Origin of the sequence: Blautia sp. MSK20_18 (assembly GCF_020553125.1) — a bacterium.
In the GTDB taxonomy this organism is placed as follows: Bacteria; Bacillota; Clostridia; order Lachnospirales; family Lachnospiraceae; genus Blautia_A; species Blautia_A fusiformis.
On sequence record NZ_JAJCGR010000010.1, the window covers coordinates 67,875 to 82,524 of the forward strand.

The 14,650-nt window shown below is 45.3% G+C and carries 11 protein-coding genes and 1 riboswitch; of the genes, 2 read left to right on the plus strand and 9 right to left on the minus strand.

Annotated elements, in window-relative coordinates; all coding sequences use genetic code 11:
* Positions 1 to 34 precede the first annotated feature (34 nt).
* The 5 genes from LI091_RS07875 to LI091_RS07895 form a co-directional block, all read right to left on the minus strand.
* Complete coding sequence (locus tag LI091_RS07875) at positions 35 to 2,035, minus strand: CHAP domain-containing protein (protein ID WP_265191012.1); 2,001 nt, start codon at positions 2,033 to 2,035, stop codon at positions 35 to 37.
* A 499-nt stretch (positions 2,036 to 2,534) separates the two neighbouring features.
* Positions 2,535 to 3,176 carry a YczE/YyaS/YitT family protein gene (locus LI091_RS07880; protein ID WP_015526420.1) on the minus strand — a complete coding sequence of 214 codons (642 nt, stop codon included), beginning with the start codon at positions 3,174 to 3,176 and terminating at the stop codon, positions 2,535 to 2,537.
* A gap of 341 nt (positions 3,177 to 3,517) precedes the next feature.
* Positions 3,518 to 4,150, minus strand: a complete 633-nt coding sequence (ttdB, locus tag LI091_RS07885) for a L(+)-tartrate dehydratase subunit beta (protein ID WP_021977663.1) — start codon at positions 4,148 to 4,150, stop codon at positions 3,518 to 3,520.
* Between the two features lie 20 nt (positions 4,151 to 4,170).
* Positions 4,171 to 5,076, minus strand: coding sequence for a L(+)-tartrate dehydratase subunit alpha (ttdA, locus tag LI091_RS07890; RefSeq protein WP_059086587.1), 906 nt, complete (start codon positions 5,074 to 5,076; stop codon positions 4,171 to 4,173).
* 217 nt (positions 5,077 to 5,293) lie between these two features.
* On the minus strand, positions 5,294 to 6,559 hold the full coding sequence (locus tag LI091_RS07895; RefSeq protein WP_118368653.1) for an SLC13 family permease: 1,266 nt from the start codon (positions 6,557 to 6,559) through the stop codon (positions 5,294 to 5,296).
* Positions 6,560 to 6,890: 331 nt separating this feature from the next.
* Between LI091_RS07895 and LI091_RS07900 the strand changes: the two genes are divergently transcribed.
* Positions 6,891 to 7,790 carry a LysR family transcriptional regulator gene (locus LI091_RS07900; RefSeq protein ID WP_265191013.1) on the plus strand — a complete coding sequence of 300 codons (900 nt, stop codon included), beginning with the start codon at positions 6,891 to 6,893 and terminating at the stop codon, positions 7,788 to 7,790.
* Between the two features lie 173 nt (positions 7,791 to 7,963).
* Positions 7,964 to 8,071, plus strand: a riboswitch (glycine riboswitch).
* 1 nt (position 8,072) lies between these two features.
* The gene (locus LI091_RS07905) at positions 8,073 to 9,485 is read left to right on the plus strand and encodes an alanine/glycine:cation symporter family protein (RefSeq protein ID WP_044961378.1); all 1,413 of its coding nucleotides are present in this window, start codon (positions 8,073 to 8,075) and stop codon (positions 9,483 to 9,485) included.
* Between the two features lie 126 nt (positions 9,486 to 9,611).
* Here LI091_RS07905 and LI091_RS07910 read toward each other — a convergent pair whose 3' ends face one another.
* From LI091_RS07910 to LI091_RS07925, 4 genes are all read right to left on the minus strand, one after another.
* The gene (locus LI091_RS07910) at positions 9,612 to 12,131 is read right to left on the minus strand and encodes a beta-mannosidase (protein ID WP_265191014.1); all 2,520 of its coding nucleotides are present in this window, start codon (positions 12,129 to 12,131) and stop codon (positions 9,612 to 9,614) included.
* An 80-nt stretch (positions 12,132 to 12,211) separates the two neighbouring features.
* Positions 12,212 to 12,769 (minus strand): TIGR00730 family Rossman fold protein, encoded by a 558-nt coding sequence (locus LI091_RS07915; protein ID WP_015526428.1) that lies wholly within the window; start codon positions 12,767 to 12,769, stop codon positions 12,212 to 12,214.
* Positions 12,766 to 12,972: a hypothetical protein gene (locus LI091_RS07920; RefSeq protein ID WP_015526429.1), complete on the minus strand. Its 207-nt coding sequence runs from the start codon at positions 12,970 to 12,972 to the stop codon at positions 12,766 to 12,768. Before LI091_RS07920 ends, LI091_RS07915 begins: the two co-directional genes overlap by 4 nt.
* 201 nt (positions 12,973 to 13,173) lie before the next feature.
* Entirely contained in the window at positions 13,174 to 14,643 is a 1,470-nt protein-coding gene (locus LI091_RS07925; RefSeq protein ID WP_265191015.1) for a S1C family serine protease, read from the minus strand.
* Positions 14,644 to 14,650: the final 7 nt, after the last annotated feature.

Consider the following 14,650-nt stretch of genomic DNA (forward strand, 5'->3'; position numbering starts at 1 on the left):
TGAGGGAGTTTCTGATTTATGACTGATCTATGACCTATTTTGCTTTATAACGGTAAACGGTTTTTACTGCTGTGCTGTCTTTACCAGTTGTCCAATCACTTTCGGAGGTTGTGGTCTGAGTCTGGAGTTTTTTGTTCTGGTACTGGTTCATGCGGTACCAGGCCTGGCCTCTGGCTCCGTGGCTTCCGTAGGCGCCGTTACAGGTAGTTCCGCTGGAGCACCATACCCGGCTGCCGTTCCCGTTCCAGTTCAGCAGATAATAGGTAATACTCGGGTCATCTCCATCTGCGCCGGAAGCAGCTACGGTTACCTGACTGGCTGCCACACTGTCAAAATGTACATAAGATCCCGTCTGTGCGAAGTTTACATTCTTTCCGGTATTCGGTCCGCAGAAATGATAGTAATAATAGCCCACCAGCTGTCTGGAAGCAGATGTCTCCAGTGGTCTTACAGACTCATAAACACCACCATCGTTGACATAGCTGGAGGTTGTTTTCTGATAGGTGTGTTTATACTGGATCGTATATTTATCGGAAGTAATATTCTTGGGAAGCGTATCCACATAAACCCAGTTTTTAGGTTTCGCCTTGATCTTAAAGGTCTTTGTTACGGTTCCGCTGTAATTCCCCTTAAACTTCACCGTTACCTTATAAGTACCAACATTTTTTCTTCCACGGGAATATGACACCTTATAATTGCCGGAACTGATGGTTTTTTTATTCGCACCGGTTACTTTTACCTTCGGTGTTTTTACTTTTCCGTCATATGTATAGCTTGTGGCAGAAAGCTTTATTGTCTTCGGATAATAGATGGTTCTCTTTCCGGTCACTGCACCGCAGGAGCAAAGATACTGCACATATCCGTTCCTGGATGTAGTCGCTTTCTTTACCTGTTTTTTGTAGCTGTGTTTATGAGCTTTTCCGGTGATCTTAAAGGTTTTTGTAACGGTTCCCGAGTAATTGCCTTTAAACCGAACTGTTACCCGATAAGTTCCAACATATTTTCTTCCGGCAGAATAGGTAACTGTATAGTTGTCTGCACTGATCACCCTGTTGTTGCTGTCTGTAACCTTTACCGTTGGCTTTTTTACTTTTCCATTATAAGTATAGCTTGTTCTGGAAAGCTGTATTTTTTTCGGATAATAGATGATCTGTTTATTCTGTATACTTCCGCAGCTGCACTGCTCCTGTGTATATCCGTTGGCAGTGGTGGTTGCCTTTACTGTTACTCTCTGATAGTTATGTGTATGTGTGACCGGAGCTGCCTGGACAGTGAAATTCACAGAATCCGAAAATGTATATGCATACTGTGCATGATTCACAGATGCCACCGCTACCCTGTAATTCCCCGCCGGCAATGTGCAGGACCAGCTTGTTCCATTCACTCCATACTGAAATTGCGTCGGATTGGATTCTCCTGCTTTATACACATATACATCATAATATCTGGCATAGCTTGTTGCATTCCAGGAAAACGTTGTGGTCTGATTCGCTTTTCCCGGATTCACACTCACATATGGCTTGCCCGGTACACGAACGCCCGGATAGATAAAGCCAAGCAGCACCTTGTTGGAATCATAAGGGCGCCTTCCTCCGACTGCATTGGTCAGTGTATATCCATATGCAACTCCATGAGAGGAAGTCTGATCTTTGTCCGTTCTTCCTCCCTCATCTACCGTAAATCTGTTGTTTCCAAGATTAGCTGTTACATAAGCAACATGTCCGTAATAATCTCCGCTCCATACAGCAATAGAACCGGGAACAGGCTCATTTCCTACTGCATAGCCCTGATTGATAGCATTTTGCCACCAGCTTACCGCATTTCCCCATGCAGGCAATGCGATTCCCTGTCTGTCATACACGCACTGCCATGCAAAGCGTGTGCAGGGGATCTCGTATAAGCCATCTCGATCCACATCCTGTGTTGTAGGATAAGGATTACCTGCTGCTGTTACCGTTGCTGCAGGTACCGCACTGAAGGCAGTTACTGCGGACAGCGCAAGGACCATCAATTTTTTCAGAAGCTTCTTTTTCATAGTTTTCTCCTTTCCTGCGGTTTCATCCTTCTTAACAGACAAGTCTGATCTGGCATGTCTTCTACGATGAAAATGTTCTGCATGTTTATTACTCTTGTTTCATATTTTATCTCTGTCTGGCAAATTTATGATACCTTTATTGTGCATACTCTCACGGAAGATGTCAAGGTAAAGAGATCCAGTCAAGTGGATATTCGCATCGGTAATTTTTTTCGGCCACTTACTGCAAAATCAGCCTTTCCTCCCAGCTATCCAGCGAAGCACTGATAGCTCATCCAACTCCCGAGCAGCCACACTACCCTACCGCCCTGAAAAGCCAGCCCGTGAGGCGTGTGCTGCCTGTCGCCGGACTCTGCAGGAGGGGAGCTGATTCTTGGCTGGCCCCCGACGAAGCCCCGGCGGCAGGCAGCACACGCCTCACGGGCGTCCCTTTTCACCAAAAAAAGCCGAACCAGCCACATCCCGCAGCCAGTTCAGCTCACCCCATACAACTACAAACTCACTCACCATCAACCCAGGCAAGCAGCTTCCCGGTAAAAACCCTATTAAAGAAATGGATCACCGGTCCCAGCCCAAAAGCCGTCACCAGTGTACCAATACCCACAACACCACCAGTCAGATAACAGATCAGCGCACAAAGCACATCATTAGACATCCTGTGCCAGAAATAAGGAATCTTCGGCCATCTCTCTGTCATGATCAGCGAAAGACTATCATAAGGCGCAACCCCCTCATCCGGCATCTGATACATCGACAGTCCCAGACAGCAGATCACAACACCCACACACAGTGCCACCAAACGTACCGGCAGCGCCACAAGCTCCAATCCAAAAACACCAGTATAAATATTATAAAAGAAAGTAGTAATATAAGCCAGACAAACCGCATTCACAACCGTACCGATCCCCAGGAACCTTCTGCCAAAAGCAATCTCAATGATCAGCAGCACAATATTTACAATCAGCTGGAAATTACCATACGCCATACCAATCATATCCGCAACCGCCATATTCATTCCACTGAACGGATCCGTTCCAAGCCCGGCAAGCTTGAAAATTCCAATCCCCATACCTGCAAAAACATTTCCGATACACATGATCAGAACATGCTTCCAGTTAATATTCTTCAAAAAATCCCCCATAAACCTCATACCTCATCCTCTCTGAAAATATTGTCAGGCAGATATCCACGATCCACCTTCACTGCGCAAGATCCATACCAGATAATACCTTAATAACCAGCCTGCTGCAACGCTTATATTCTATCACACCCCCTCACCCCTGTAAAACGCAAAAAACCCAAGAAACAACAAAAAGCAACAAAAAAAGACATCCTGCAGACCACATTATATGATCTGCAGGACATCTCTCTTTTTCATATCACGCTGTTAATTCAATTTCACAATCACCAGTCAATCCCGAAGCTCTCATGGCAGAGCCTCGTTATTTCAGATATCCCGAAAAATTTTTTCAATATCCAATATTATTTAATGAACTTAACCTCAGGATAAATTGCCTGCTTGGCAGCCTCTTTACGCTCATTAAATACAACCTTGTTCTCCTCAAACAGGTTACGTCCCTGTGCATCGATAGATACGATCAGCGGCCCAAATTCTTTAACCTTGTTGCACCATAAAGTCTCAGGCATACCAAGCTCATCCCAGTGATGCTCAACAATCTTCTCAACCTCTGTAGCAGCCACAACTGCACATCCAGCCGGGAAAACACAGTGGATAGCACCGAACTCTTTACAAGCACGCTCCGTATTCGGGCCCATACCACCTTTACCAACGATCACTCTGACACCAGTCAGTTTTGTAAACTCATACTCGAACTTCTCCATACGCATGGAAGTTGTCGGTCCTACAGAAACCATTTCATAATCATCCTCTGTACCCTCGATCTTACGAACGATCGGGCCGGCATGGAAAATCGCTTTGTTGCGGATATCATACGGAAGCTCTCTTCCATACTCAACCAGACGACGGTGAGCAACGTCACGGCAGGTCATCAGATCTCCGTCCAGCCATACAATATCGCCGATTTTGATATCAGCCAGGTCTTCTGCGCTTATAGGTGTAATAAGAACTTTTTTATCTCCTCTGATTTCGATCATGATTTTTCCCTCCGTTTATATTAAGCATTAAATTTCCATGTGGAATGAGTATCACAGGTTACTGTAAGATCCGGATTTACAACCAGATGTCCACGACGGTGAGACCAGCATCCAACGTTTACTGCAACACCGATGGTAGATGGATGACGTGCGGTATTCTCAATGTTGACACCCATTACAGAATACTTTCCGCCCATACCCTGCGGTCCAAGGCCAATGGCATTGATACCGTCCTCGAGAAGCTTCTCCATTTTTGCTGCGTTTGCGTTGTCATTGTGAGAACCGATCGGACGCATCAGCGCTTTCTTGGAGTTCAGGGCAGCTGTCTCTACAGATGTACCTACCCCAACACCAACAAGAAGCGGAGGACACGCATTCAGTCCGTAAGTTGTCATCTGATCCAGAACGAAATCGGTAACACCCTCATAACCGGCACCTGGCATCAGAACCATTGCTTTTCCAGGAAGGGTACATCCGCCGCCTGCCATGTATGCGTAGATCTCACATTTATCGCTGTTTGGAACAATATCCCACCATACAGTCGGTGTTCCCTTACCAACGTTTTTCTTTGTATTGTACTCATCAAAAGTCTCAACGGAATTATGTCTTAACGGTGCTGCAAAAGTAGCCTGAACAACAGCATCTTTCAGGAGTGCCTCCAGCTCATTGATATACGGGAAATTTGTTCCGCATTTCAGCCAGAACTGAAGAACACCTGTATCCTGACAGCTTGGGCGGTTCAGCTCTACAGCAAGTCCCTGGTTCTTTGTCATGGTCTCATAAAGAACCTTTGGAAGTGCAGCTGTTTCCTGTGATCCAAGCTCTTCAAGTTTATTAACTACGTCATCCGGTAATTTTTTTCCAATATGGGCAACAAAATCTGCTACCATGTCTGTTAATACTTTAACTCCATTTTCCTTAGTCATGATTTACCTCCTGATATGGTTCGATGGTTTAATGTTTTTTAGTTACATAGGTTTTTGTTGGTTGTTTCATCATTAATTTTGGCTGATTAATGGTTAAGATGGCTTTTTTGGCTTATTTATCATTTCTCCTTCACTGTATGGTCAGTGCAGAAGGGAATGAACTTAATCAAAAGTGTTGCTGGTCACAAAGTGAACAGTAACTCAAAAGTTTCTCTCCTTACGGATAGAACGGAAACAGGATCGGCAACAGGATCATACAGATCACAAAGGATACCAGGATCAGCGGCAGACCGGATTTCACATAGTCCTTGAATTTGTATCCTCCAAGACCGACTACCATGGTGTTTGCTGGCATACCGATCGGTGTTGCATATGCACAGGAACCTGCGATAACAGTTGCGATAACAACGGCTCTCGGATCTGCTCCGAGGTTGTTTGCAAGAGATACCGCAATTGGAATCATCAGTGCTGTGGTTGCTGTATTTGACATGAAATTTGTCAGCACACAGGTTACAATAAAGATCACCAGAAGAAGAAGGATCGGACTCGGATCTGCTCCAAGAAGTCCTACGATCTTATCTGCGATCAGTTCTCCGGCTCCGGTTGTATCCAATGCTTTTGCAAGTGTCAGAGAACCGCCGAAAAGAAATACAACCTTCAGGTCAATGGACTTCAGTGCGTCTTTCTCGGAAATAACTCCTGTCAGAACCAGGAGGATCGCTCCGATACATGCGGAAACCTCAATGCTGATGCCGATCTCTTTCTCAAAGATCATTGCAAGGATCACAAGGATCAGTACTACTAGGGAAACAGTCTGTTTCCACTTCGGTACATGGCTGAAATCCTGCTGATCTTCAAGAGCTGCACCGGATGCATTCTTTCCATCCGGAAGGAATTTATATCCGATAAGGACAAAGTAGAGGATTCCGATCAGAAGCATCGGAACTCCAACCGGCGCATACATAAAGAAGCTTGTGGAAAGCCCCATCTCCTGAAGTGCATTCACACCCATCAGGTTTCCGGGTGCACCGATAATAGAAAGGTTTCCGCCAAGTGCTGCGGCAAATACCAGCGGCATCAGAAGACGGCTTCTGGAATAGCCGGACTCATCGGCGATTCCACAGACTACCGGGATCAGCACTGCTGCAGTACCTGTATTGGATAAGAATCCGGACATTACACCTACGATCACCATGATCGCAATGATCAGTGTTTTTTCTGTTCTGGCAAATTTCGTGACCAGTCCTCCGATCTTATTTGCCATTCCTGTTTCGAACAATGCCTGGCCTACTACAAACATGCCAACGCAAAGGATTACGTTACTGTTTACATACTGTGAAAATGTTGTTGTTGCATCCACAACTCCTGTAAGGGTCAGGCCGATGGCACAGATTGAAGCAGTCAGTCCAAGAGGAATTTTTTCAAGGATGAAACTAATAATGGTGAACACAAGAAACAGCAATGTTATAGTTGTCTGAGACATTTCTGTACTCTCCTTCCATTTGGTTTTTTCCTGAAAAGTATAGGCCGTACACGTTTCTTTTGATGATTTTATTATAGCTTGTGTACATACAAAAAAACAAATTAATGAAACATATATCCGCATAAAAAATATTTATAGTATCAGTTTTTAATGATAATTTTTGTGCATTACTAACATAAAAGCAGCATCTTAACAAATGAATCTGGCAAATATTATATTTCTATGCTATTTTTATGTAGACACCCAAATACTCTGTCACATCTTTTCCGGACGGAAATGAAAAACTTTACTAAAAAATTTAATCTGACAATACATCGAGAGAAGGTTTATCATGACACTGAATCAACTACGCTATTTCTGCACAGCCAGCCGCTGCCACAGCATCACAAAGGCAGCCGAAGAATTATATGTGACCCAGCCCACCATTTCCATGGCTATCCGCGATCTGGAGATTGAATTCGGGATCAGTCTTTTTTCCAGAAAAGGAAATCAGCTGAGTCTGACCCAGGAGGGAGAGTCCTTCTACCAAAAAGCTACCTATATCCTTCAATATTGTAATGAGCTTCAGGCCGATTACTCCAGCATGTCCAGGATAAAGCCCCCTCTTCGCATCGGGATCCCTCCCATGCTGAGTACCGTATTTTTTCCGGAGCTGCTTACGGCGTTTCACGAAAAGCACCCGGAAATTGCGGTAGTACTGGAAGAATACGGATCTGTCCGTGCCTGCAATCTGGTACAGGATGACACCCTGGATGTAGCTTTGGTCAATATGGAACAGTATAATATAGATAAATTTCACAACACTGTCCTGGCCAACGACCAGGTGGTTTTCTGTGTGAGCAACGACCACAGGCTGGCAGAAAAAAAATCAGTCACAACAAAAGATATGGCGAAAGAGCAGCTGATCTTTTTCAATGCTGACTCCGTCCAGAATCAGATCCTGAAAATGCGTTTTGAAATGGACGGCTACAAGCCCAATATCGTGATGCGAAGTAGCCAGATCTACACTACTTTGCAGTTTGTAAAAACCGGAAAATATGGCTGTTTTCTCTATTCCAGCATGACCGATAAATTTTCCTCTTCCAATATTACCGGCATCCCTCTCAATCCACCTGTCCGCATAAAAATCGGCATGGTATGGAAAAAAAGCAAATACATCAGCGGCGATATGCTGACATTTCTGCATTTCACCCGCATGTATTACAAAGAACATCCGCTGATAGAAAAATAACAATTTACCAGATCCTGATTATATGTCGATTAATTTTTCTAATAAATGCAATTTTTTTTAAAAAACCATTGAAATCCATCAATTCATGTGATACTCTGTGTTACAGTGTTTTTCTACACAGAACGAATGACCGCCACTACCGTACACAAAAAGGTCCTGGCATCATTCAAAAATAAAAAAACTCAGGAGAGTCTCTTCAAATCAAAAGGGAAGAGCGCCGAAGGTGTACGCAGCACACAAAATGCTGTAAATCTCTCAGGCAAAAGGATGGAGGAAAGAGTAATGTTTACACAAATCAACAACTTTATCACATGGTTTGACGGAGTCGTTTGGGGACTTCCGCTGATCATTCTGATCCTGTTCACAGGAATTCTGTTAACCACTCGGTTAGGTCTTTTACAGGTAAGGCACCTCGGAAAGGCACTGAAATTCATGGTAAAAAATGAAGAAGGCGGCGATGGTGAGGTCACAAGCTTCGGAGCTCTGTGTACTGCGCTTTCAGCAACCATCGGAACCGGAAATATCGTAGGTGTCGCAACTGCTATCGCAGCCGGCGGACCAGGAGCACTTTTCTGGATGATCGTAGCCGCATTCTTCGGAATGGCAACCAAATACGCAGAAGGACTTCTGGCGATCAAGTACCGTACCATTGACAAAGAAGGCCACGTTCTCGGCGGACCTTTCTACTACATCGAAAACGGTATGGGAAAACAGTGGAGATGGCTTGCCAAGATCTTCGCATTTTTCGGAGCAGGTGTGGGACTTTTCGGTATCGGAACCTTTACACAGGTAAACGGTATCGCATCTGCAGTTACCAATTTCTTTGACCCGGATAAAGCACACACAGTAGCACTTTTCGGAAATACATATTCCTGGGCAACTGTAGTTGCATGTCTGATACTTACCGTATGTGTAGGACTTGTCGTTCTCGGCGGAATCAAGAGGATCGCAAAGGTATCCCAGGTCGTTGTACCGTTTATGGCAGTTCTCTATGTTGTACTGGCACTGATCATCGTGATCACAAACATCACTGCAGTTCCTGCAGCGATCGTAACTATCGTAAAATCTGCTTTCACAGGAAGCGCACTTGCAGGTGGCGCAATGGGAACCATGGTCGTAGCTATGCAGAAGGGTATCGCCCGCGGTATCTTCTCCAATGAGTCCGGTCTTGGTAGTGCCCCGATCGCAGCCGCTGCAGCTCAGACAAAGGAGCCGGTACGTCAGGGTCTTGTATCCATGACAGGTACATTCATTGATACTATCGTTATCTGTACAATGACAGGTCTTTCCATCGTCATTACAGAGACATGGAACACAGGTCTTGAGGGTGTTGCCATCACAACAGCCGCATTCCAGAAAGGACTTCCTTTCCCGCCGGTTGTAGCATCCTTCTCACTGATGCTGTGCCTGGTATTCTTTGCATTCACAACGATCCTCGGATGGGATTACTACGGTGAAAGATGTCTGGAATACCTGTTCAACAGAAACAAAGCCGCAGTTACAACATACCGCTGGCTATACATCATCTGCGTATTCATCGGACCATATATGACTGTAGCAGCTGTATGGAACATCGCAGATATCTTCAATGCCCTGATGGCATTCCCGAACCTGATCGCTCTTCTTGCCCTGAGCGGTGTGGTTGTAAAGGAAACTAAGGATTTCTTCAAAAGACATAAAAATTACGAATTCTGATCCCAAATATCGTAATCAAATGTAAACACGCGCAAACCCATGATGATCCCCTAATATCATATAAAAAAAGACGCGAACCTTTTTATCCTCCGATAAAAGGCCGCGTCTTTTTTATTTAAAAGCTTTCTATGCCAGCGTCAGGATCTCCATCTGCTGTGTCAGATCCGCTGCATCCAGAATCTCTCCATTTCGGATATCTTTCTTATCAAGCCGGACACACATTTCCTCTCCATCTGTCATATGGAAAAAATTATCCTCCAGAGTAACATCCGCATCAGTAAATCCAATAGCTGTAAACGGGCTGAAGCAGCTGCTTTTTAAATGGATCACAAATGCATCACCTTGCTCCTCCACCTCGGCAGTGATCTCCGGTTTATCCAGCTCCAGATATTTATACGGAACAAGGGTCTCCACATCACAGAGCACATCTCCGTCAGCAAGTGTCACTTCCGCCTCAAGAAAGATCTCATACTTCTTGTCTTCCCATCCGGAAACATCCACCGCCAGGATCGGAGCGGACTCCTGCACACCCACAGTGCCCGTTCCGGTAAGCTTCTCAAGAATCTCGCATTCCATATTTTTCACATAAAAGGCAACCTGATATGACTGTGCGTCCATACTTTCATTTGCCAGATACACCTGCATGATATCCCCATCCATGCACATACTCACCGCCTGTGGCCCATAGAATTTTTTTGCCATATAATGAAGTGCCTTCCAACGGCCAAAGTAGTCGATACTTGCCCAGGATGCCACCGGCCAGTTGTCATTGATCTGCCAGTAAAGGGTACCCATACAGCGGCCTCTGTGACGTCTCCAGTGGTCTACTCCATACTTCATGGCCATTCCCTGAAGGATCTGGCTCACATAGAGAAGCTTGCGGAAATTCTCCGGATAACGGAAATTCTCGGAAAGATAATACAGGATCTTTCCGTTAGCTGCAGGATTTTTCTGGTGGTTCTCCATCACCCTGGAAAAAATATTCCTGTCTTTCTCTTCCGTAAAGCTCTCCACAGTTTTCAGGCACGGAAAAGACTGGAAGCCAAACTCCGAGCAAAAACGAAAATAATGCTTCTGATAATCTGTAAAAGGCTTCTGACCATGCCATACATCCCAGTAGTGACAGTCTCCTCTGTTCTCATCGTCCGGATCATCAAAGCAGCCTCCGGAGCTTGGGGAAGACTGCCAGAAAAAGGTCTCGCTGTCTGCCTCCCTCACTGCTTTCGGAATCACATACTCAAACATTTTTATGTAGTCCGCACGGAGATATTTCGACTCACTCTGTACCTCCGGCCAGTGATCCCAGGCAGACTCCATCTCATTGTTTCCGCACCACAGGCCAAGGGATGCATGATGACGGAGACGTTTTACATTTTCCGTGATCTCCTTCGTGATATTATCTTCAAATTCTTCTGTAAGATCATAAACATTACATGCGAACATCAGATCCTGCCATACGATCAGTCCCATCTCATCACAAAGATCATAGAAATGATCCGAAGGATAATAACCGCCGCCCCACACACGGACACAGTTAAAATTGGCACGTTTGCAGGATTCCAGAAGATACTTCTGGACCTCCGGTGTGATCCTGGAATAGATGCAGTCCTCCGGAATATAATTTCCCCCCATGGCAAAAATTTTCACGCCGTTGACACAGAACGCGAACTCTTTTCCCCAGAGATCTTTTTCCTGGCTGATGGTAAGGGTACGGAGACCGATGCGCTTCGTTATGGTTTCCAGAACTGTGCCATACTCGTCCAGAAGTTCCACCTGAACTTTATATAACGGCTGATCGCCGTAGCCGTTTGGCCACCAGAGCTTCGGGTTGTGGATCGAGGATGTCAGCACTGCTGGATTATTATTCGCTGATACAGTCTCCCCCACTTTGCATACATGGGCTTCCGTTTTTCGGTCGTTAGCACCTGTTCTATGTCCACAGACGCTCTCTGCATCCTCCTGGATCGTCACTCTCACCTGACACTTATCCACAGCATCTCCGCTTACAGCCACAGTTGTACACACATCCACAGCATTATCCCCATGCACCTGTGTGATCTTCACATCCTCAATTCTCGGATGACTGTATGCTTCCAGATAAATATCCCGAAAAATCCCGGCATCAATGGTCTGGGGGCCCCAGTCCCATCCAAACATACAATGAGCCTTCCGGATCAGCTGGTTTCCTTTCATTCCACCGCAGGGAACATAGTGGATCTCTTTATTATCTTCATACTCATAAGCTTCGATATACTTGAATACCGACCGGAATACGATCCGGATCTGATTCTCCCCGGAATGAAGAAATTCTTTCACATCCAGCTTCCAGGTACGATGCATGTTATCTGCAGATCCGGCTTTTTGCCCATTGATATAAATATCTGCAAGAGTATCCAGCCCCTCACAGACCAGAATTATTTTTTCTTCTTTCAGGATATCCTCTGCAGCCACAAATGTTCTGCTGAATTCATAATCCTTCCGGAACAGTTCCCTTGTCACATCCTCATTTGTCCGGTAAAAAGGATCTTCGATCTTCCCGGCACCATAGAGCCCGGAAAGCACAGATCCCGGAACCTGTACCTCACATAATCTGTCATTTCCTGCTTCTGCCAGCTCCCACTGGCCATTTAACATTATTTTCCTCATAAAATATATCTTCTCCTGTAAAAATCCCCTTCGCACGATCTTATATACAGGGCTGTTGTATCAGCCGTACTGTATTTTATTTATAGCCTTCCCCCATAATTCCGGTAATTCTCAATATAATCCAGGATCTCCTCCGGGTCTTTCATGAACCGGCACATACCCACAACATCTCTGGACATAAATTTTTCCCCTGCTGTGTATTCCAGGAGTGCCTGCATGCTGTCGTAATATCCCTGAATATTATAAAGAACGATCGGCCTGTCGATCCGTCCCAGACTCTTCAATGTCAGAATCTCAAAAAACTCCTCATAAGTACCAATTCCCCCAGGTACCACGATAGTCGCATCCGAGCGGCTTTCCAGCAGGTGCTTCCTCTCACGCATATTTTCAGTAAAAATGAACTCTGTACAATGCTCATACAACACTCCCGGCTGGTCAAAAAATCTCGGTGCGATACCTAGGATATAACCTTTTTCTCTGTCAACACCCCGGGCTGCCGCCCCCATCAGCCCCTCTTTTCCACCTCCGAAAACAAGGCCGTGGCCACGTTTCCCCATCAGCTGTCCCAGCTCTTCCGTTTTCTCATAATAGATCTTTTTCAGCTCTGCGCTGGACGCTCCATAGATACAAATATTCATGCTTCCGTCTCCTTCCCTGCTGCCTCCACAAATGCCCGGAGAAGCTTCAGCTGTTCTGAAGAATCATACATCATCTCCGGATGCCACTGCACAGCTACTGCAAATGGATGATCATTTATCTCTGAATATAACTTTTGCCGGCCTCTGCACATGATACTGGCAAAGACCGGCTTTCCGTCATTTCCGATACATCTGGAATGCATCCGGAAATGCCTGTTATTTTATTATAATCTGACATACACATGGGGTCAAGCAATTGCCGCTGCCTAAAGCTCCCGTTTTATTATACGAGAACTTTTTCCATCCGCTGTATTTCTGGTTTCTTTCCTGCGGATTCATGGAGGGGATGAACTGATTGCAGTTCTTCACCTCGAAAATGCTCTCCATCTATAATTTAGGACTGATCAGTCATACAAGCCATTCTGCTCAAAATCTCTAAACAGGCTGGCTTCTCCATCATCAGCAAATGCGTCTGCATCCCCCTGATCGGAGTCATCCTGTCCTCCCTGGATATCTGGGATATCTGCATCCTGGGAATCCTGGGACGTGCTATCCTCAGAGCTGTCCTTGCTATCCTTGCTGGAACTGTCATCTTTACCAAGTTTTACAGTGAGTGTCTTCTCCTTATACTCATTGCCATCCAGAACTGCAACCGTCACATCGATCTTTTCCTTCGGCTCATAATACTGAAGCAGCTCAACCAGCTGATCGATACTGGTGATCGTTTTACCATCAAACTCTGTAATGACCATATTCTTGGTAATACCTGCATCATCGGCAGGGCCGCCCTCGGTTACCTTCGAAACAAATACACCCTGCGGGATACCATAAATCTGTACTGCCTCCGTACTTACTGTACTGCCTGTGATACCAAGGATACCATGATTATCCACTTTATCTCTTGCCTTGGCATTCATCATGTTCTCAAGAGAATCCGCAACATCAGAAATTGCAATGGCATACCCCATACCTTCAACCTCAGTAGAAGCAAGCTTGGAAGAGTTAATACCAACAACCTCACCATCCATATTCAGAAGCGCACCGCCACTGTTACCGGGATTGATAGCCGCATCTGTCTGGATCAGGTTCACGCCCTTGTTGATACTGCTGCTGTTATCTGTAGAATCACCCTCGATCTGTCCTGATGCATCTGTCTTACGGTTCTTAGCACTGACAATACCAGTAGTAACGGACTGGCCATAGCCAAGTGCATTACCGATGGCAACAACCTGCTCACCGATCTTCAGATCATCAGAGTTTCCGATCTTTGCAACAGAAATTGCATCCATTGTATCATCCGAAACATCCTTCGTTGCAACAGAAACAACTGCAAGATCCTCGCTTTCATCAAAGCCCTTTACCGTAGCCTCATAAGCATTACCATCTGCAAAGGCAACTGACAAGGTATCGGCACCATCCACAACATGATAGTTTGTGGCGATCAGTAGCTCAGAATCTGTTTTTCCGATGATAATACCGGAACCGCTTCCTTCAACTTCCTGCTCCTGGCTCGGCGCATACTGGGAACCAAACATGCTGTAATAATCCTGAACCTCCTGAACGGACTTGGTTGTGATGGCAACTACAGAAGGCATTGCCTTCTCAGCAACATCTGATACATCCAGACTGCCCTTTGTATCGGAGGATTTTGTATCCTCTGTATCTTCGCTGTCTTTATTTGATTTTTTATCAGACTTCATAAGAGTCAGATTCTCGGAGCTGTCGGTTGCCGCCTGTACGGACTGTGCACCGGAGAAATAATTTATACCTTCATATGCACCAACTCCAATGCCGCCAGCAAGTACTGCACACAGGCTGATGGTTGCACCTTTTTTCATCATTTTCTTTATTTTTAATTTTCTGTTATTGTTCATGGTTAAA

What these genes read in the sequence shown, in the direction of transcription:
- ttdA (WP_059086587.1), bottom strand. Translation starts at nt 5,076, where the DNA reads ATGACTAAGGAAAATGGAGTTAAAGTATTAACAGACATGGTAGCAGAT.
- LI091_RS07880 (WP_015526420.1), bottom strand. Translation starts at nt 3,176, where the DNA reads ATGGGGGATTTTTTGAAGAATATTAACTGGAAGCATGTTCTGATCATG.
- LI091_RS07920 (WP_015526429.1), bottom strand. Translation starts at nt 12,972, where the DNA reads ATGCATTCCAGATGTATCGGAAATGACGGAAAGCCGGTCTTTGCCAGT.
- LI091_RS07925 (WP_265191015.1), bottom strand. Translation starts at nt 14,643, where the DNA reads ATGAACAATAACAGAAAATTAAAAATAAAGAAAATGATGAAAAAAGGT.
- LI091_RS07910 (WP_265191014.1), bottom strand. Translation starts at nt 12,131, where the DNA reads ATGAGGAAAATAATGTTAAATGGCCAGTGGGAGCTGGCAGAAGCAGGA.
- LI091_RS07905 (WP_044961378.1), top strand. Translation starts at nt 8,073, where the DNA reads ATGTTTACACAAATCAACAACTTTATCACATGGTTTGACGGAGTCGTT.
- ttdB (WP_021977663.1), bottom strand. Translation starts at nt 4,150, where the DNA reads ATGATCGAAATCAGAGGAGATAAAAAAGTTCTTATTACACCTATAAGC.
- LI091_RS07900 (WP_265191013.1), top strand. Translation starts at nt 6,891, where the DNA reads ATGACACTGAATCAACTACGCTATTTCTGCACAGCCAGCCGCTGCCAC.
- LI091_RS07915 (WP_015526428.1), bottom strand. Translation starts at nt 12,769, where the DNA reads ATGAATATTTGTATCTATGGAGCGTCCAGCGCAGAGCTGAAAAAGATC.
- LI091_RS07875 (WP_265191012.1), bottom strand. Translation starts at nt 2,035, where the DNA reads ATGAAAAAGAAGCTTCTGAAAAAATTGATGGTCCTTGCGCTGTCCGCA.
- LI091_RS07895 (WP_118368653.1), bottom strand. Translation starts at nt 6,559, where the DNA reads ATGTCTCAGACAACTATAACATTGCTGTTTCTTGTGTTCACCATTATT.